This window comes from Streptomyces sp. NPDC001493 (genome assembly GCF_053597235.1).
This window is the reverse complement of the sequence record NZ_JBSFHV010000021.1, coordinates 55,030-70,860: the sequence shown is the minus strand read 5'-3', so window position 1 is coordinate 70,860 and position 15,831 is coordinate 55,030. Positions and strand designations below refer to the sequence as shown.

Below are 15,831 nucleotides of genomic sequence, written 5' to 3'. Positions count from 1 at the left end.
ACCTACCGGCTCCCGCTCCCGCTTCCGCTTCCGGTCAGCAGCTCCGCGAGACCGGCGGCGGCCTTCTCGGCCGACCGCTGGTTGATCAGCCCCTCCACCGCCACGGCCCGGAGCCCGACCTTCGTACGGTGCCCCGGGCCCCGGGTCAGCAGCGCGGTGACCACGACCGGATTCAGACCGCCGGAACCACCGGGCGCGACCACGCGGACCGCCCGCCGGCCACCGGCGGCGGCCGGCTCGGTCGGCGTCCCCGCCTCTTCGAGCACTCCGGTGACGTGCCGCACCGCGTCGTCGAAGGGCAGCTCGACGACGAGGTCGAGCTCCCGCACGGTCTTCCTCAGCAGCTTGGCCCGGAGCCCGGTCAAGGTGCCGTCGGGCTTGGAACGGATGCCCATCCACTTCACCGCCTCCGCCAGCACCTGGTCCTCGGTCCGGTCGTCGCCGTGCGCGTCCCCGTAGCCGTCCCCGCTGCCGTCTTCGCTCCGGTCCATGAGCCCTGTCCCTCCGCCGCCGAACTGCTGAACTGCCGATTCCGCTGCCACGGCCATTGTGCGACAGCGCGTTCGACCGGGCGGTCCCGGGCTGCGGACATCGCTCAGACAGCGCGGGCGAGGACCAGGTCGTTGATGTGGAGCATGTCGACCTCGCCACCCCATGAGTCCAGCAAACGGCGTGTGTCGACGAGGAGTTGGGCGAGGCTGCGCTCGGGGAGGATGCGGTAGGCGGAGACCGAGGTGAGGAAGGCGAGGTAGCGGGCGGTGTCGTACCGCATGGTCTGCCGGAAGCGCACCGTACGCAGGTCGGTGAAGCGCCCGTCGCGCCGCAGTTCGTCCACCGGCCAGCCCGGGCCCTCCACGCCGTCGAGGGTGCCCGCCTCCGGGCCGTAACGGGAGGCGAGGGCGTCGTGCGGGGGTTCCTCCACGCCGTGGAGACGGTCGATGGCACGGAGTCCGGCGAACAGTTCGGGGTCGATCACTGCGACCGGATTCCAGAACAGGGCCATTGCGCCGCCGGGTTCGAGGACGGAGTGGGCCAAGTCCCAGCGGCGTTCCGGGTTCACCCAGTGCCAGGAGGTGGCGGCGAACAGCAGCCCGAAGCGGCGCCCCGACGGGCTCCACTCCTCGAAGTCGCCCGGCTCGACATGCACATGGGGGTACGCGGCCGTGTTGCGGCGCAGCACCTCGGCCATCCGGGCGTCCGGTTCGACGCAGACGACCGGTACGCCGCGTGCCGCGAAGAGCCCGGTGGCCCTGCCGGTGCCCGCCCCGACCTCCAGGGCTGTACGGTCGCCGAGCTCCGCGTACTCCAGCACCTCGGTGACCAGCTCGTCGGCGTACCCGGGACGCCCACGGTCGTACACCTCGGCCACCTCGCCGAAGACCGTGCGGCGCGGGGGCCGCCCGGGCCCGGTGTCCTTGAAGCGGTCCGGTGCGGTGGGCATGGGCATCCCTCTGTTCCTCGGTGCGGGGGCATTCAACCTACCGCCGGACGGGGTGCGTCCGAGAAGCGCTCAGGGGGTCGCGGTGCGGCCCGGGTCCAGCGCGCGTCGGGCGGCGTTGATCACGTTGTGGGCCTCGGTGCCGTACACGGCCGACGTCTGAAGGGTTTTCCACACCTTTGTGTACAGGGCGATGTTGTCGGCGTCGTTCAACCACAGTTCGGCGTGCCAGTCCTCCGCCACCACCAGGCGATCGTCGAGGATTCAGAAGCCGTTGGCGGGGACGATCTCCATTGACGCTGTGAACGGGATGACGCCCAGTTCGACCGTGTCCAGTCCGATCATGCCGAATGGGACGTGCCGCTGGATCGCATCAGGCCTGTCGCGGGGGCGTCGTGAGCGTCGGCGGTGAGGTTGCCCCTGGGGACCCTGCCGGATGCGGGCGTTCCCGGCAGGGTCACCAGTGGCGCGTCACCGCGCTCCGGCCCCGGTCAGACGACCGTGCAGGCGGCTCCGCCGAGGGTGAAGGCGGAGGGTTCCGCGTAGGTCCCGGTGTAGGTGCCCTGGAAGCCGAAGTTCTGGGTGGCTCCGGGGCTGATGACGGCGTTGGCCGTGGTGTTGTGTGCCGTGACCGCGCCGCTGGTGGGGCTGACCGTCGCGTTCCAGGCCTGCGTCACCTGCTGGCCGGAGGGGAGGGTGAAGGCGAGGTTCCAGCCGTTGACGGCCGTGGTGCCGGTGTTCTTGACGGTGACGTTGGTGGTGAACCCGCCCGGCCACACGTTGGGCGTGTACTCGACCTGGCAGGCGGCCTGTCCGGCCGGCGGAGTCGTGGTGCCGCCGCCGGGCTCGGTCGTGCCGCCTCCGGTGCCGTTGCCGTTGGTGTCCTGGCCGTCGGTGACGGAGGACGAGAAGGCGGAGAGCGAGAGGCCCGCCCCGCCGATCCACGGCTCGAAGCCGGCCTGGACGCTGGTCAGGTACCAGTTGCTGGCGGCCATGCCCTGGCTGACGGTCCGGTCGATGAAGTCCTTGACGTCGAACGACCAGCTGTTGATCGCGGACGGGGCGACGAAGGAGATCACGTCGTTGCCGCCGTTGTTCCCGGTCCAGATCTCCCAGGTCTTGCCGCCGATGGTGGCGGTGCTGGTGGGGGACCCGATGGGCTGGATGGAGCCGACCCGGTTGAACCAGATCATGATCTCCGTCTTGTTGACCCCGTCGGTCTTCGGCTGGGGGTCCAGCCAGATGTCGAACGCCGCGTCGTAGGTGGCGTTGCTGACGTACCCGTACGTCAGTGAGGTCGGTACGGCCGCGATGGTGTCGATCCGCTTCGGCAGGTTCGTCCCCGGCGAGCAGTTCGTGTAGTGGCAGCCGAGGAAGATCGACGGGTACGACTTCGGGGCGCCGTTGGTGGCGACGGAGCCGTCCGCCTGGGTGACGGTGAACCCGCTGTCGGTGACGTTGATGCACTGGGTGGCGCTGGTGCCCCAGCGGTTGTTCTGGACGGTGTAGCGGCCCTGGACGGTGGTGGAGCCGTACTGCTCGCATATCTGGCCGGTGGCCTGCGTGGCCGCCTGGGTGGCGGGGCCGGCGGTGAGCAGCGCGGTGGTCGTACCCAGCATCAGCGTCAGAGCTGTCAGGAGGGTGCGTGCACGGTGTCGCATCATGTCCCTTCGGGCAGTGGGGGAAGGTGGTGGGGCAGTCGTGGGAGCGCTCCCATCCGGGGGGACTGTAGGGGCGGCCGGGAGAGGGTGACAAGACGGCGGACAGGGTTTGTTTCGTTCGACGGGGCGTCGACGGCAGGTTCGACGGCGCGTTCGACGGGAGCTTCGAAGGCCTTCGACGATGTGCTGCTCAAACGCGCGTCGAGGTGAAGCGCTTCCGGTGAACGCGGGCTGCCTGGGCGGCTGTTGGCGCCTTCGGATTGCGGTCGGGCGCCATGCCGGAGTGGTGCGCGGCCGGCCCCGGCAGGCGGTGGTCTTCCTATGCTGGCCGCCATGACCACGTACCCGCCCATGCCCTCCCGCCTGGAGACCGAGCGGCTGACGCTGCGGCCCTGGTCCCCGTCGGACGCGCCCGCCCTGCGCGCCCTGCACGCCGAACGGGGTACGGAGGCGGAGTCGCTCGCGTACGTCCGGGGGCTGATCGGCGCCATGATCGAGCGCATCCCCTCGGACGGCATCGCGCTGTTGCCGGTCCGCCTGCGCGAGGCGGGTGGCGGGGGAGGCGGCGAGGGGGATCTCATCGGCTACTGCGGGCTCATCGTCGGGCGTTCCAGCCTCGAAGAGCCGGAGATCGCCTACGAGTTCTTCCGCCGCTCGCACGGCAACGGGTACGCGACCGAGGCGGCCCGGGCCGTCGTCGACGCGGTGGCCGGTACCGGCCGTACCCGGATCTGGGCCACGGTCCGGCCGTGGAACGAGCCCTCGTTCCGGGTGCTCGACCGGCTGGGATTCGTCCGTGACCGCACCACGACGGACGGGCGGGGCGAACTGGTCTGGCTCGTACGCGAGTTGTGACCCGAGGTGCGCGCGGGGAGTGAACCGCGGACGGCGGGAGGCGATGGCTCCCCCCGTCGTCCGCGCTCTCGGGGTCAGGCCTTCGGGGCGATGACCGCGGCCGTTCCGTAGGCGCAGACCTCGGTGCCGATGTCCGCGGCCGTCGTCACGTCGAAGCGCATCGCGAGCACGGCGTTGGCGCCGCTCGCACGGGCCGCCTCGATGAGGCGGGCCATGGCCTCGTTGCGGGTCTGCACCAGGGTCTTGGTCAGGCCCTTCAGCTCGCCGCCGATCACCGACTTCAGGCCGGCACCCAGCTGGGAGCCGATGTTGCGGGAGCGCACGGTGAGGCCGAACACCTCGCCGATCACCTGCTTCACCTCGTGGCCCGGTACGTCGTTGGTGGTCACGACCAGGACGTCCGAGCCCTTGGCCGGGCCGCCGGTGTAGTCATCTATGGACATGCGATTCGCCTTACGTCGAGGAGCTTGTGGAGGTGGAGTTGAAGCGCTTCCGGACCGACTTGCTTCCGGACTGACCTGCTTCCGAGCTGGCTTGCTTCCGGACTGACCTGCTTCCGGACTGGCTTGCTTTTGGGCCGACTCGCTTGTTCGTACCGCTAGTTGTTGATCCGGTTGTACACCTCTTCGGCGATGACCAGCTGTCCGAAGGCGTTGGGGTGGGCGGATCCGGGCGTCACCGGAAGCAGCGGGTTGATCCACGGCGAGGCGGACTGGCACATGTCGTGGCCCTGGAACAGGTCGGTCAGGCCGACGAATTCGGCCCCCTTGAGGTGGGCCGACATCTCCAGCATGAAGTTGAGCCGGTACGTGGTCTGGTTGAGCCAGGTGATGTCGCCCTTGGCCAGGGGCGCGGAGGAGCCGCAGATGCCGCCGTCGGCGGGGAAGAGGTTCGGGTAACCGACCACGACCACACGGGCCTTGGGGGAGCGGCGCTCGATGTCGGTGAGCATGTCGGTCAGCCGCGGGCTCAGCTTGGCGAAGTCGGCGTCCAGGTCCTTGCCGCCGGCCAGCCTGTCGCGGCAGGGGGTGCCCTCCTTCGTGGTCAGCCCGGAGAGTACGCAGGTGGTGAGCACGTCGGTGAAGCCGAGGTCGTTGCCGCCGAGGGTGACGGTCACCAGGTCGGTGTCCTTGGTGAGGGCGTTGACCTGGGGTGCGGCGGAGCCCTCCGTGTTCCACAGCGAGCGCGTGGTCGCTCCGGAGCATGTGACGTCCTTGAACACGGCAGGCTTGTACGTCGCGGCTATCCAGCCCGGGTAGCTGCCCGAGGAGCGGTCGCACGCGGCGTTCGTCACCGGGGACACGCCCGTACCGGCGGCGTACGAGTCGCCGAGGGCGACGTAGTTCGTGACGGAACCGGAGGTGCCGGCCGCCCCGGCCGGGGCGGAACCGGCGAAGAGCAGCGAGGCCGCGGCGGCGGTGAGGGCGGCGGTGGCCGCGGCACCGCGGCGGAGCTTGGCGAGGTGACGGGAGCGGTTCATCGAATTCCTAGCGATGTGGTGGGACGCCTGAACAGGGCGTGCCGGATCGCGGCGCCTTACCGGGCGCCGTGAGCGGGCGGAGTGAGGAAAGTTCGGGGTGGAGCGGGTCAGGAGGTCGGGTCCGGACGGTTGCCCCGGCGCAGGGCGCGGGCGATCCAGCCGATGATCAGGGCGTTGATCAGGGCGCCGAGGACGATCGAGAGGAGGAAGACCACGTCGCTGTCGGGCAGCGTGAGCAGCAGGACGATGCTGGAGGGGAGGGTGGCGCCCAGCGGGATGACCGCCGCCATCGACCCGTCGCCGGACGCGACGATCGCCCACCCGAGCAGAAGGGCGCAGCCGACGAGGTAGACGCGGGCGGCGAGGGTGCCGAGGGCCTGGCGCACGGAGCGAAGCAGGGAGCGGCCTGGACCGGCCATGGTGGTGGACTCCTGGGTGGGGACGGCCGCGGCGCGGCTGTTCGACGAGAGGTACGGATACGGGATACGGGTGACGGCCCGGGGTAACGGGGGTAACGGCGATCTGGTCCGGCCGGGCCGGCCCCGGGGGCTCAAGCGGGGCACAAACCAGGCTCACGCGGGCTCGGGTGGGGCTCGGTTAGGGCTTCGGCGGGGGCTCAGGCGGGGGAGTGGGGCGGGTTCGGGTGGGCGAGGCCGAGGTCGTAGGCGAGGATCGTCGCCTGGACCCGGTCACGGAGTCCGAGCTTCCGGAGCAGGGCGTTGACGTGGGATTTCACGGTGCCCACGGTGATGCCGAGCTGCTCGCCGATCTCCGTGTTGGTGAGCCCGGCCGCGATCAGGGTGAAGACGTCGATTTCGCGGGCGGTCAGGTGGCTCAGCTCGCGCGGGGTGTTGCCGCCGGGGAGCCCGCTGCCCGGCACGGACGCGTAGTGGTTGATGAGCCTCCGGGTCGCGGAGGGGGCGAGGACGCTCTCCCGGGCGGCCACCACCCGGATGCCCTGGAGGAGTTCGTCCGGGTGCACGTCCTTGAGGAGGAAGCCGGAGGCTCCGGCGCGCAGCGCGTCGAAGACGTAGGAGTCGAGGTCGAAGGTGGTCAGCACCAGGATGCGGGGCGCGTCGGGGCTGCTGGTGATGATCCGGGTGGCGGCGATGCCGTCCAGTTCGGGCATACGGACGTCCATGAGGACCACGTCCGGGGCGAGTTCGGCGGCGAGGCGCACCGCTTCCGCGCCGTCGGCGGCCTCGCCGACGACCGTCATGTCGTCCTCGGCGTCGATGACCGCGGCGAACCCCGCTCGCACGATGCCCTGATCGTCGACGACCAGCACGTTGAGGCTCATCGTTGTCCCTCCTTGTCGTCCGGCTTCGTGGCGGCGTCGGGCTTCGTGCCGTTGTCGGGCTGCGTGCCGTTGTCGGGCTGCGTGGTGTTGCCGGGCTGCATGGCGTTGCCGGCAGGCAGGCCGGGAGCCGCGGGCAGGGGCAGTCGGACGAGCACCGGGCCCGGCGGGTCGGTGATGCAGGTTCCGCCGATCACCGTGGTCCGCGCGGCCAGTCGGCGGCCGAGCGGGGCGCGGGCGGTGTCCGGTACGCCGGTCGCCGAGAGCGTCAGCGCTTCGCCGTCCACGTCGAGTGCGACCACCATGGGCCCGTCGTCGCCGGCCGCGAGTACCGTCTCGCAGACGCGGTAGGCAGCAAGATCGACATCGGTGGGCAGCCGTCTCGGCATGCGGTCGGCCATGCGTATCTCGACGTCCCGTCCGGTGGCCCGGAGCTGGTGGGCGAGGAGGTCGAGGGCCTGGAGGGTGGGCTGCGGCCGGAGTTCGGGTGCGGTCTCCGCGTCCCGGACCGTGTCGAGCAGGGCGCGCATCGCGGTGAGGGCTTCGCGGGCGCGTTCGGCGACGGCGTCGAGCCGGCCAGCCTCGGCCTGGGCGACCAGGTCGACGGTGCGGGCCAGCACCGTGGTCTCCAGCCCGGCGGCGATCCGGCGGCGTTCGGCCCACGCGTCCCGTACCGCTTCCTCGGTCCAGGCAGCCAGGCCGGTCGCCTGCGAGCTGCTCGCGGCCCGGCGCCGCCGCCCGCGCAGGACGCCGGTCCACCAGGCCGCGCCGACCGCGAGGGCCGGGCCGGCCGTCGCCCCTGCGACGAGCGCCCAGACCGGGACGCCGGTTCCGGTGTCCCGATGCAGGACGGCGGCGGTGGCGGCCGAGGCGTGCACCACCACGGCCGCGAACGGGCCGTACCTCGCCAGCGGGGTGCGGGGGTGCGCGCCCTCGGCCGGGCGGGCGGCGGTCGCCCCGGCCGCTACGGAGGCGAGCACCGCACAGGTGGCGGCCATGCTCAGCAGCGGCGGCAGCAGGGCGGGGCCGGTGTACGCGCCGGTGACCATCGCCACCGGCCAGAGCGCGGCCAGGCCGAGGACGGTGGCCAGGGTGGTGACGGGTGCGCGGTGCCGCCGGAGCAGGACGAGCGCCTGCGCCGAGGCCAGCAGCGCGAAGAGCACGCTCGCCGGGATGCGCTGGCTGTTCGACGCGGAGTAGTCCGTGTGGACCACCAGCAGCGGCAGCAGCGGTTGCAGGGCGAGCCCGGCCGCGGCGGCCGTCTGGGCGAGACGGTAGCTCCACGGGGCCGACCGCTCCGCCGACGCGGCGGCGTGCCGGCCGGGCAGCACCGCGCGCACCTCCCAGCCGCCCTCGGCGGTCGGGCCGCTGGTCAGGGTGCCGCCGGCCTCCCGCGCCCGGGAGCGCAGGAAGCCCTGGCCGCGGCCCGAGCCGAGGCCCGCGCCGTGCGCCGCCGCCCCGGCGGGCGAGGGCCCGCTGGTGACGACGAGCTCGGTACGGGTGTCGCCGTAGCGGCACTGTACGGTCGCGGGCGCTCCGGACGCGTGCCGCGCCACATTGGTCAGGGCCTCCCGGAGGATGCCGTACACCGCGTCCGCGACGGCCCCGTCCGGCAGCGGGTCGATCACGCACTCCACGCGTTGCCCGAGGCGGGAGAAACCGGCGACCAGGCCTTGCAACCGCTCCTGCGGCGACGGTAGTTGGTCCCGCGAGGGCGCCGGGGCCCGTACGGCGCCCAGCGCCCGGGTGACCTCGCGGCCGGTCTCCGCGGCGAACTCCAGAGCCTCGCCGACCATGTCGGGGCGGCGGTCGCGCAGCCCGAGCGCCGCGCCCGCCGTGACGACGACGGCCGTCAGGTGGTGGGCGCTGACATCGTGCAACTCCCTTTCCATGCGGCGTCGTTCGACCGCCGGAAGCCGGTGGCGCTCGATCTCCGCACGCTTCAGCCGCTCTTCGGCGACCTGTCGGGCCCGGTGGGCCCTGCGGGCCAGCAGCCCGGCCGCGCAGGCGGCCGCGTACAGCGTGGTGGTCAGCACGCGGTCGAGCCCGCTCCGGTCGCTGAGCCCGTGCAGGGTGATGTGCCACAGGAACTGCCAGGCGGCGAGCGCCACCGTGCACAACAGAGCGGTGAACGCGTCGCGTTCGCGGGCCACGGTGAAGACGGCCAGCGCGGCACCCGCCGTACCGAGGACCGCGACCGCTCCCGGGGGCAGCGGTTCGGCGCCCAGCGCGCAGGCGGCGGCGACCACGACGAGGGCCGCCTCCGGCCGCGCATGGCGGAAGCGGAGAGCCGCCGTCACCAGGCCGGCGACCAGGGCCGCCACCAGCAGGGCGGACCCGTCCGGGACGGTCCCACGGACCAGCGCCGCCCCTGGCCACACCGAGGCCTGGGCGCAGATCAGAAGGAGCGGGAGCAGCCGCTCGTCGGTTCGTTTCATGACAACTCAAAGGCTATGGGCGCAGGTCAGCGGCGTCCTCAGGCTGGAGAACGACCGCGCCCTCTACCCAGGGGTGGAGAGGCCGCACCCCTGGTTCGACGCGCCGATCGTTCCGCAGCGTGAGGACGCGGCCACGGCGCGGTCCTAGGCTCGATCCCATCGAGAAAGCGGCAGACCACGGGGGTTTCCCCGGCTCCCGCTTTCCCGCACATCGACCGATTCGCGTCGACCGGTTCGCGTCGACCGATTCGCGTCGACCGACCGACCGGCCGACCCACTCATCCACTCCACATCCGGGGGATCACCATGTCCAAGCGCGTTCTCGTCCCGTCCGTCATCGGTGTCGTCGCTCTCGGCGCGATCGCCGTCGGCGGTTACGCCATGGCCTCGTCCGCCACCGAACTCGCGGTGGAGCACGGTTCGGCCCACTACACCGCCCCGACTCCGCTGGTCGCCGGGAAGTTCACCTACTCCGCCGACGTGAGCGACGATTCGGGGGTCGAAGGCCTCAAGGTCATCGCCTGGCCCAAGAGTTCCGAGCTGGAGCCGACGGCGGAGGAGCTGCGGTACGTGGAGGACGCGAGCTGCGACAGCACCTCCGAGGAGACCTCTCGCTGCACCTACACGCGGTCCGTGTCGAAGAGTGAGGTGGCCGATCTGACGGCCGGTACCTGGTACGTGTCGGTGCTGGCGACGGCGAAGGACGGCGACACGGAGTTCGTGTCCCGCGCGGCCACCTTCGAGGTCACCCGCTGACTCCGTGCCGGCGCGGACCCGGCACGTACGGGCGGACGCACCGCACTCACGCGGGAATCCACACCGGCCACCACCCCGGCACGTTGTCCGCGCAGAACGGCGCCGGGTAGTCGTCCGGCATTCCCAGCCAGGTGGCCGCGAACCAGACGAGGAAGAGGGTGGCGGCCGTGCCCGCCGCGACCGCCCACCCGCCGTGGAAGCGCCGCCCCAGCAACCCGTACGGCAGCACCCAGCACAGGGTGCCGACGAGCCAGAGCGGGACGAAGAGGACGACCAGCGTCAGCGAGTTCGCGTACGAACCCCCGCCGATGTCGCAGGTGGTCCAGGCCCTGCCGATGAGGACGCAGGCGAGGGCGGCGGCGAGGAGACCGCACACCGCGCCGACGCCGCAGCCTCTGCCCCACATGGTCTGCCCCCCCCCGGCGTATGCGTTCCCCGCATGCGGCGGGGGACGCGGAGAACCCCGCGTCCCTGGCCTGGGGGCGGATCGCGCGGTGCGAGAGATCCTGCGGTGAGAGCCCTGCGGTGCGAGATCGTGCCGTGCGGGACCTACGGCGCGAGATCCCGCGGCGTGACCGGCGTGACCGGCGCGATCAGATGCGGACCGCGCCGTAGAAGCTGCCGATGGTGCTCATCGACTCGTAGCGGACGTAGGCACCCGGGTAGGGGGCGTGCAGTACCTGGCCGCCTCCGGCGTACAGGCCGACGTGCGAGTTGCCGTTGAAGAAGACCAGGTCACCGGGCTTCAGCGCGCTCTGCGAGACGTGGGTGCCCTGGTTGAACTGGGTGTACGTGGTGCGGGTGATCTCGACACCGGCCTGGTGGTACGCCCACTGGGTCAGACCCGAGCAGTCGAACGAGTTGGGGCCCGTGGTGACGGAGTGCGAGTACGGCATCCCGATCCGGGTGGCGGCGGCCGAGAGAGCGGCGGATCCGACGGCCGAGCCAGGCGCCTCGTTGCCGAGGTCGACCCGCTCACTCGCGCCGCGGCTGGCACGCTGGTCCTGAGCGGCGAGCTGGGCGCGTTCGGCCGCGGTGAGGGTGTTCAGCAGGTGCTGGGCGGCGGCCAGCTTGGCCTGGGACGCCTTCTTGCTCTTGCCGAGCGCCTCGCGGACCTCGGCGAGTTCGCCGAGCTTGCCCTGGGCCTCCTTGCGCTCCTGGGCGAGGGAGCGCTGCTTGGCCTGGATCTTCTCCAGCGACTCGGCCTGCTTGGCCGTGAGGCTGTCCAGCGCCGACGCCTGGTCGAGGAAGCTGTCCGGGTCCGAGGAGAAGAAGAGCTGCACGGAGGGGTCGATGCCGCCGGAGCGGTACTGCGCGGTGGCGATCGAACCCAGCTCACTGCGCAGGCTGTTCAGCTCGTCCTGCTCGCGCGCGACCTTGTCCTGGATCGCGTCGACTTCCTTCTTGAGCTTGTCCTGCTGCTCCTTGGCCCCGTTGTACTTCTCGCTGGCCTTCTCCGCCTCCGAGTAGAGCTTGTCGACCTTCGCCTTGACCTCGCTCTTGGTCGGCTTCGGGTCGGCGTGGGCCGCCTGGGAGGTCAGGGCGACAGCGGCGGCCGCGGTGGCGGTGAGCACGGTCACGCGGGCACGACTCGGCGGTTTGGGACGGCGGTGGGACGCCACGGAGCGAGCTCCTTCTCATCGAGCCGCCCGCCGGGGTGCTGGGAGCTGAATCCCTGGCTCCCGGCACGTCACGGTGACGACGGCGTCTTCGCTTTCACCCGGATGGGTAGTTGATCGTGCGAAGGTTCGAGCCCTGACTTTAGTGACCATCCTGTGATCGGAGCAATCTCCACCGGAGGAATAGCGGCGCTCGGCGGGTTTCTTTACTCACAACACACGGCGTGTAACGACAACTTGACGTTTCGCGTCCGTCCGGCCGGGTTTTGCACGCCGTCGCCGCCGACATCAGCCGTCCACATCCCTGACGTCCTTTGCTCCCTTTTCGAGCGACCGGTAGTACGCGATCTTCGCCTTCAGATGCGCACGTTGACGGAGAAGTTCGGCCAGCCGCTGTTCGGCCTGGAGGTCGTGCGCCTCCAGCGCGGCCAGCCGCTCGGGCACGGTCCCGTCACCCGCCCTGGCGAGCTCGGCGTAGCTCCGCATGTCCGCGATCGGCATGCCCGTCTCCCTGAGGCAGCGCAGCACCGCGAGCCACTCCAGATCGCCGGGGGAGTAACGCCGGTGCCCGCTCGCCGAGCGGGCCACCGGCCCCAGCAGGCCGATCCGGTCGTAGTAGCGCAGGGTGTCCAGGCTGAACCCGGACTCCGCGGCGGTCTCGGCGGGCGTCAGCAACGCGGCGGTCGCCGGTTCTGGTTCCATGCGGCCCATTCTGTCGCCGGTGCGGACGGGGGCCGGTCCGCCGGGACTTGATCCGGAGCGCGCTCCGGATGTGAGCGTGGGTCCACCCAGACGTGGCCCACCGGCCCGCACACGAGGAGACACATGCGCTACCACCGCATCGGCGACCGGGACGTCAGCGTGCTCTGCCTGGGGGCGATGCCCTTCGGCGCACGGATCGACGAACGGACGTCCTTCGCGCTGCTCGACCGGTTCGTCGAGCGCGGCGGCAACTTCATCGACACGGCGGACAACTACTGCTTCTGGATCGACGGCTGTACGGGCGACGAGAGCGAGACGCTACTCGGCCGCTGGTTCGCCCGGCGCGGCAACCGGGACGAGGTCGTCCTCGCGAGCAAGCTCGGCGGCCGGCCCGTGGACGGCCCGGCCGTCACGGACGACCGTGCGGCCGATGTCCTGGAGGGCCTCTCGGCCCCCGCCGTACGGGACGCCCTCAAGGGCAGCCTCGAACGTCTCGGCACCGACCGCCTGGACCTGCTCTACCGGCACGTGGACGACCCGGACACCCCGCTGGAGGAGACCGTCGGCGTCTTCGGCGAGCTGATCGGGAGCGGCGCCGTCGGCATGGCGGGCGTCAGCAACCTGACCGCCGCACGCCTGCGCGCCACCGAGGAGGCCGCCGCCGCACTCGGCCTGCCCGACGCCGTCGCGCTCCAGCAGCGCCATACGTACCTGCGCCCCCTGCCCGGTACGGACTTCGGGGTCCAGCGGTACGCGGACGACGCGGTCCTCGCCGAAGTGCGCCGGAGGCCGGAACTGACCCTGCTCGCCTACACGGCCCTGCTCGACGGGGCCTACTCCAACCCGGCCAAGCCGCTCCCCGCCCCGTACGACCACCCCGTCTCGTACCGGCAGCTGGCCGCCGTGCGCGAGGTGGCCGCGGAGAGCGGCGCCACCGTCAACCAGGTGGTGTACGCCTGGCTGCTGGGCGGCGACCCGGCCGCACTGCCGGTGATCGGCGTCTCCAGCCCGGGGCAACTGGACGAGGCTTTGGAGGCGGTGGACGTCGAACTCTCCCCGGACCAGCGCGCGCTCCTGGACGCGGCGCGCGCGGAGCCGCTGCCGGGGGAGTGAGGAGGGGGCGGATGTGAGCGGGGCGGAGGCGGGGACGGGGCGGAGGCGCGGGCGGGGCGTCCCGGAGTTCACCCGTCCCCGCCCGCGCGTCAGGAATCGCGCCGGGTGAACTCCGGTACGCCGTCGAGGGATGCCGGATCATCGAGGGGCCAGGTCGGGAACCCGTCCGGTGCGCGGACGCGGGAGACCAGGATCCCGTGGAGGCAGGAGTCGCACCAGAAGAGTGCGTACCCGGTGCGGCTGTCGGGATCGACGAGGTACCTGACGGCGAGGCGATGGTGACCGCAGTCCGGACACCCGACGGGACTCGTGTCGCCCGACCGGTCGATGACCTGACCCAGCGCTCGTAGCCAGGCTGCGCGTTTGGCCATGATCCGTTCCTTTCGCCGCGTCGGCGGCCACGCCCGGCGCCGGCCAGGCGCGCGGCGACGCGCCGACGGTACCTCCCCGCTCAGGCGGCAGTCCGCAGGTGTTCGTGCGCCCACTCCTCGAAGCTGGTCACATCGATGCCCAGCGCACGGGCGAACCGTGGCCGGGCCGGCTGGCCGACGACGTCCACGAACTCGTGCGTGGCGCCCATGTCTCCCATTCCGGCGGCACGGGCCTGTTCCTCGGTCATGTCCGGGGCTGTCAGCGGGACGCCCGAGGCGCGGGAGAGGATCTCGGCGATCTCGGTCATGGTCAGGTAGTCGCCGGCGAGCTCCAGTTCCACGCGGTGGAAGACGGCGGGGGCGGACACGGCAGCCGCCGCCGCCCGACCGACGTCCTTGGCCGCCACAAGTGCCAGGTGCGTGCCCGGTCGGACGACGGTGACCAGACCCCCTTCGATGCCGCGGGGGAAGTAGAACCGCATGGACGGCTCGAAGTTCTCCATGAAGAACGACGGCTTGAGCAACGTCCAGTAGGGGAAGTCGAGTTCGCGCAGCCGGTCCTGGATCGCGGCCTTCGTGCCGAGCGGGGCTTCCATCACCGCCCACCGTCCTTCGGCCCAGCCCGGGGCCTCGACGTGCTGCCCCACGCCGCTGGTGGAGGACTGGACGAACTGCTCCACACCGGCGGCCCGCGCGGCCGTCATGAGGTTGTCCGCCTGGCTGACCTCGCCCGCGAAGTCGAACCCCTGCCCGGTGTACGCGGGCATCTGCACGGAGAAGACGGCCCGCACACCGTCCACGGCCGCCCCGAGAGTCGCGGGGGCGGTGAGATCACCCACGAAAAGGCGCGCGCCGAGTGCTTCGACGGCCCGTGCGCGCGGTGTGTCCGGGTCGCGCACCAGGGCGCGTACCGGCGTTCCCTGCGCGAGCAGGGCGCGGGCGGTGGCGCCGCCCTGGCGGCCAGTGGCACCCGTGACGAGAACCGGTGCTGCGGCAGTGGTCATGTGTACAACTCCTCAGCGGTCACGCACACCGAAACGGCGGGGCCCGCCGTTTCGTGGCCGTTAGAATACGGCGGGGCCCGCCACTTATCAATGCCGCACATCAACGCCGCACATCAACGCCACTGTTGGGGAGACCATGACCGGCCAGCGTTCGGACGCCCGCCGCAACTACGCGCACATCCTGGCCGTGGCCGAGGCCGAGGTGGCGGCCCGGGGGGCCCAGGCGTCGCTGGAGCAGATCGCCCGTACGGCAGGTGTCGGATCGGCGACCGTGCGGCGCCACTTCCCCACCCGCAAAGCCCTCCTCGAAGCCGTCTTCAAGCAGCGCGTCCACGACCTGTGCGAGCGCGCCCACGCGCTCTGCGGCGAGGCCGACAGCCGCTCCGCGCTGGTGGAATGGCTGCGCGAACTGCTCGCCTACTCGCTCGCCGCACGCGGTCTGGCGGACGTCCTCTCCTACGAGCCCCTCCAGGACGAGGCCGGTCAGGACTCCTGTGCGCTGACCATCGGTGCGGCCGGTGCCCTGCTGCTGCGCAAGGCCGTGGACGACCAGGCCGTGCGGGCGGACATCACCATCGACGATCTCCTCGTCCTGATCGTCGGGATCGCCCTGGCCACCGAGAACTACACCGACCCGGCGGTGCAGGCGGACCGGGCCTTCCGGCTGGCCGTCGCCGGCTTCGGCGTCGTGGGCTTCAGTGCCGACGGCGCCTGAGTGCTCGGCCTGAGGCGCCCGGACGTCCGCGCAACCGATCCGCCCTCTCCTGCGTGGTGTCGTTCATGGAACAGAGCGGAAGCACGATGGGTGAGGAACCGGGCTGGCTGGAGCTCTTGTTCACGTTCGCCCTGGCGGCCGCCATCCCCGTCGTCCTCGGTCTGACGCTGATCTGCTCCCTGGTGGGACTGACGCTGTGGACGAAAGCGCTGCTGCGTCGAAGGGCCGCGGGACGGACGGGGCAGGCGCAGGACCCGACTTCCGTGCGTGAAGTGCGTGAACAGCGGTAGGAGGTGCGGTGATGGGGCGTCCGGTTCCACTCGTGCGTGTTCGCGGGGCGGCACATCGTCCTCGTACCGCGTGTGCGGGGACGATGCGCCGA

19 protein-coding genes and 1 pseudogene are annotated in these 15,831 nt (G+C 71.6%); 6 read left to right on the top strand and 14 right to left on the bottom strand.

All coding sequences use genetic code 11. The features are described 5' to 3' along the window. Positions 1-2: 2 nt before the first annotated feature. From ACWCWD_RS27015 to ACWCWD_RS27000, 4 genes and pseudogenes are all read right to left on the bottom strand, one after another. Complete coding sequence (locus ACWCWD_RS27015; protein ID WP_450776527.1) at positions 3-491, bottom strand: hypothetical protein; 489 nt, start codon at positions 489-491, stop codon at positions 3-5. Between the two features lie 104 nt (positions 492-595). Beyond that, positions 596-1,447 carry a class I SAM-dependent methyltransferase gene (locus ACWCWD_RS27010; protein WP_450776525.1) on the bottom strand — a complete coding sequence of 284 codons (852 nt, stop codon included), beginning with the start codon at positions 1,445-1,447 and terminating at the stop codon, positions 596-598. Between the two features lie 63 nt (positions 1,448-1,510). Beyond that, positions 1,511-1,786 (bottom strand): annotated as a pseudogene (locus ACWCWD_RS27005) (Scr1 family TA system antitoxin-like transcriptional regulator); the annotation flags it as partial. A gap of 143 nt (positions 1,787-1,929) precedes the next feature. Then, positions 1,930-3,099, bottom strand: coding sequence for a GH12 family glycosyl hydrolase domain-containing protein (locus ACWCWD_RS27000; protein WP_450776663.1), 1,170 nt, complete (start codon positions 3,097-3,099; stop codon positions 1,930-1,932). Positions 3,100-3,432: 333 nt separating this feature from the next. On the opposite strand from ACWCWD_RS27000, the gene ACWCWD_RS26995 reads away from it, so the two are divergent. Further along, positions 3,433-3,954, top strand: coding sequence for a GNAT family N-acetyltransferase (locus ACWCWD_RS26995; RefSeq protein WP_450776523.1), 522 nt, complete (start codon positions 3,433-3,435; stop codon positions 3,952-3,954). Positions 3,955-4,028: 74 nt separating this feature from the next. On the opposite strand, the gene ACWCWD_RS26990 is transcribed toward ACWCWD_RS26995, so the two are convergent. From ACWCWD_RS26990 to ACWCWD_RS26970, 5 genes are all read right to left on the bottom strand, one after another. Further along, positions 4,029-4,397: a YbjQ family protein gene (locus ACWCWD_RS26990; RefSeq protein WP_450776521.1), complete on the bottom strand. Its 369-nt coding sequence runs from the start codon at positions 4,395-4,397 to the stop codon at positions 4,029-4,031. Between the two features lie 155 nt (positions 4,398-4,552). Then, positions 4,553-5,434 carry an SGNH/GDSL hydrolase family protein gene (locus tag ACWCWD_RS26985; protein ID WP_450776520.1) on the bottom strand — a complete coding sequence of 294 codons (882 nt, stop codon included), beginning with the start codon at positions 5,432-5,434 and terminating at the stop codon, positions 4,553-4,555. 107 nt (positions 5,435-5,541) lie between these two features. Next, a complete protein-coding gene (locus ACWCWD_RS26980) occupies positions 5,542-5,853 on the bottom strand; it encodes an SCO4225 family membrane protein (protein WP_450776519.1) in 312 nt (103 codons plus the stop codon). Between the two features lie 197 nt (positions 5,854-6,050). Continuing rightward, a complete protein-coding gene (locus ACWCWD_RS26975; RefSeq protein ID WP_450776517.1) occupies positions 6,051-6,734 on the bottom strand; it encodes a response regulator in 684 nt (227 codons plus the stop codon). Further along, complete coding sequence (locus tag ACWCWD_RS26970; protein WP_450776515.1) at positions 6,731-9,169, bottom strand: histidine kinase; 2,439 nt, start codon at positions 9,167-9,169, stop codon at positions 6,731-6,733. The genes ACWCWD_RS26975 and ACWCWD_RS26970 overlap by 4 nt, the downstream gene beginning before the upstream one ends. On the opposite strand from ACWCWD_RS26970, the gene ACWCWD_RS26965 reads away from it, so the two are divergent. Together ACWCWD_RS26965 and ACWCWD_RS26960 are read left to right on the top strand one after the other, a co-directional pair. Next, entirely contained in the window at positions 9,168-9,317 is a 150-nt protein-coding gene (locus tag ACWCWD_RS26965; RefSeq protein WP_450776513.1) for a hypothetical protein, read from the top strand. The genes ACWCWD_RS26970 and ACWCWD_RS26965 overlap by 2 nt on opposite strands. A gap of 158 nt (positions 9,318-9,475) precedes the next feature. After that, positions 9,476-9,925: a DUF5707 domain-containing protein gene (locus ACWCWD_RS26960; protein ID WP_450776511.1), complete on the top strand. Its 450-nt coding sequence runs from the start codon at positions 9,476-9,478 to the stop codon at positions 9,923-9,925. 46 nt (positions 9,926-9,971) lie between these two features. Here the strand turns inward: ACWCWD_RS26960 and ACWCWD_RS26955 are convergent, their stop codons facing one another. The 3 genes from ACWCWD_RS26955 to ACWCWD_RS26945 form a co-directional block, all read right to left on the bottom strand. Then, the gene (locus ACWCWD_RS26955) at positions 9,972-10,331 is read right to left on the bottom strand and encodes a hypothetical protein (RefSeq protein ID WP_450776509.1); all 360 of its coding nucleotides are present in this window, start codon (positions 10,329-10,331) and stop codon (positions 9,972-9,974) included. 187 nt (positions 10,332-10,518) lie between these two features. After that, positions 10,519-11,547, bottom strand: a complete 1,029-nt coding sequence (locus ACWCWD_RS26950; RefSeq protein ID WP_450776507.1) for an NlpC/P60 family protein — start codon at positions 11,545-11,547, stop codon at positions 10,519-10,521. 285 nt (positions 11,548-11,832) lie between these two features. Continuing rightward, positions 11,833-12,246 (bottom strand): MerR family transcriptional regulator, encoded by a 414-nt coding sequence (locus ACWCWD_RS26945; RefSeq protein ID WP_450776506.1) that lies wholly within the window; start codon positions 12,244-12,246, stop codon positions 11,833-11,835. A gap of 123 nt (positions 12,247-12,369) precedes the next feature. On the opposite strand from ACWCWD_RS26945, the gene ACWCWD_RS26940 reads away from it, so the two are divergent. Further along, positions 12,370-13,359 (top strand): aldo/keto reductase, encoded by a 990-nt coding sequence (locus tag ACWCWD_RS26940; RefSeq protein WP_450776504.1) that lies wholly within the window; start codon positions 12,370-12,372, stop codon positions 13,357-13,359. 89 nt (positions 13,360-13,448) lie between these two features. Here the strand turns inward: ACWCWD_RS26940 and ACWCWD_RS26935 are convergent, their stop codons facing one another. Together ACWCWD_RS26935 and ACWCWD_RS26930 are read right to left on the bottom strand one after the other, a co-directional pair. After that, positions 13,449-13,730, bottom strand: coding sequence for a hypothetical protein (locus ACWCWD_RS26935; RefSeq protein WP_450776502.1), 282 nt, complete (start codon positions 13,728-13,730; stop codon positions 13,449-13,451). Between the two features lie 80 nt (positions 13,731-13,810). Further along, complete coding sequence (locus tag ACWCWD_RS26930) at positions 13,811-14,734, bottom strand: NmrA family NAD(P)-binding protein (RefSeq protein ID WP_450776500.1); 924 nt, start codon at positions 14,732-14,734, stop codon at positions 13,811-13,813. A gap of 136 nt (positions 14,735-14,870) precedes the next feature. Between ACWCWD_RS26930 and ACWCWD_RS26925 the strand changes: the two genes are divergently transcribed. Together ACWCWD_RS26925 and ACWCWD_RS26920 are read left to right on the top strand one after the other, a co-directional pair. Further along, positions 14,871-15,449: a TetR/AcrR family transcriptional regulator gene (locus ACWCWD_RS26925; protein ID WP_450776498.1), complete on the top strand. Its 579-nt coding sequence runs from the start codon at positions 14,871-14,873 to the stop codon at positions 15,447-15,449. A gap of 65 nt (positions 15,450-15,514) precedes the next feature. Next, a complete protein-coding gene (locus tag ACWCWD_RS26920) occupies positions 15,515-15,739 on the top strand; it encodes a hypothetical protein (protein ID WP_450776496.1) in 225 nt (74 codons plus the stop codon). The last annotated feature ends 92 nt before the right edge of the window (positions 15,740-15,831 follow it).

Excerpts from the sequence above, each read along its gene's own strand:
- ACWCWD_RS27015 (WP_450776527.1), bottom strand. The coding sequence starts at position 491 with ATGGACCGGAGCGAAGACGGCAGCGGGGACGGCTACGGGGACGCGCAC.
- ACWCWD_RS27010 (WP_450776525.1), bottom strand. The coding sequence starts at position 1,447 with ATGCCCATGCCCACCGCACCGGACCGCTTCAAGGACACCGGGCCCGGG.
- ACWCWD_RS27000 (WP_450776663.1), bottom strand. The coding sequence starts at position 3,099 with ATGCGACACCGTGCACGCACCCTCCTGACAGCTCTGACGCTGATGCTG.
- ACWCWD_RS26995 (WP_450776523.1), top strand. The coding sequence starts at position 3,433 with ATGACCACGTACCCGCCCATGCCCTCCCGCCTGGAGACCGAGCGGCTG.
- ACWCWD_RS26990 (WP_450776521.1), bottom strand. The coding sequence starts at position 4,397 with ATGTCCATAGATGACTACACCGGCGGCCCGGCCAAGGGCTCGGACGTC.
- ACWCWD_RS26985 (WP_450776520.1), bottom strand. The coding sequence starts at position 5,434 with ATGAACCGCTCCCGTCACCTCGCCAAGCTCCGCCGCGGTGCCGCGGCC.
- ACWCWD_RS26980 (WP_450776519.1), bottom strand. The coding sequence starts at position 5,853 with ATGGCCGGTCCAGGCCGCTCCCTGCTTCGCTCCGTGCGCCAGGCCCTC.
- ACWCWD_RS26975 (WP_450776517.1), bottom strand. The coding sequence starts at position 6,734 with ATGAGCCTCAACGTGCTGGTCGTCGACGATCAGGGCATCGTGCGAGCG.
- ACWCWD_RS26965 (WP_450776513.1), top strand. The coding sequence starts at position 9,168 with ATGACAACTCAAAGGCTATGGGCGCAGGTCAGCGGCGTCCTCAGGCTG.
- ACWCWD_RS26970 (WP_450776515.1), bottom strand. The coding sequence starts at position 9,169 with ATGAAACGAACCGACGAGCGGCTGCTCCCGCTCCTTCTGATCTGCGCC.
- ACWCWD_RS26960 (WP_450776511.1), top strand. The coding sequence starts at position 9,476 with ATGTCCAAGCGCGTTCTCGTCCCGTCCGTCATCGGTGTCGTCGCTCTC.
- ACWCWD_RS26955 (WP_450776509.1), bottom strand. The coding sequence starts at position 10,331 with ATGTGGGGCAGAGGCTGCGGCGTCGGCGCGGTGTGCGGTCTCCTCGCC.
- ACWCWD_RS26945 (WP_450776506.1), bottom strand. The coding sequence starts at position 12,246 with ATGGAACCAGAACCGGCGACCGCCGCGTTGCTGACGCCCGCCGAGACC.
- ACWCWD_RS26940 (WP_450776504.1), top strand. The coding sequence starts at position 12,370 with ATGCGCTACCACCGCATCGGCGACCGGGACGTCAGCGTGCTCTGCCTG.
- ACWCWD_RS26935 (WP_450776502.1), bottom strand. The coding sequence starts at position 13,730 with ATGGCCAAACGCGCAGCCTGGCTACGAGCGCTGGGTCAGGTCATCGAC.
- ACWCWD_RS26930 (WP_450776500.1), bottom strand. The coding sequence starts at position 14,734 with ATGACCACTGCCGCAGCACCGGTTCTCGTCACGGGTGCCACTGGCCGC.
- ACWCWD_RS26925 (WP_450776498.1), top strand. The coding sequence starts at position 14,871 with ATGACCGGCCAGCGTTCGGACGCCCGCCGCAACTACGCGCACATCCTG.
- ACWCWD_RS26920 (WP_450776496.1), top strand. The coding sequence starts at position 15,515 with ATGGAACAGAGCGGAAGCACGATGGGTGAGGAACCGGGCTGGCTGGAG.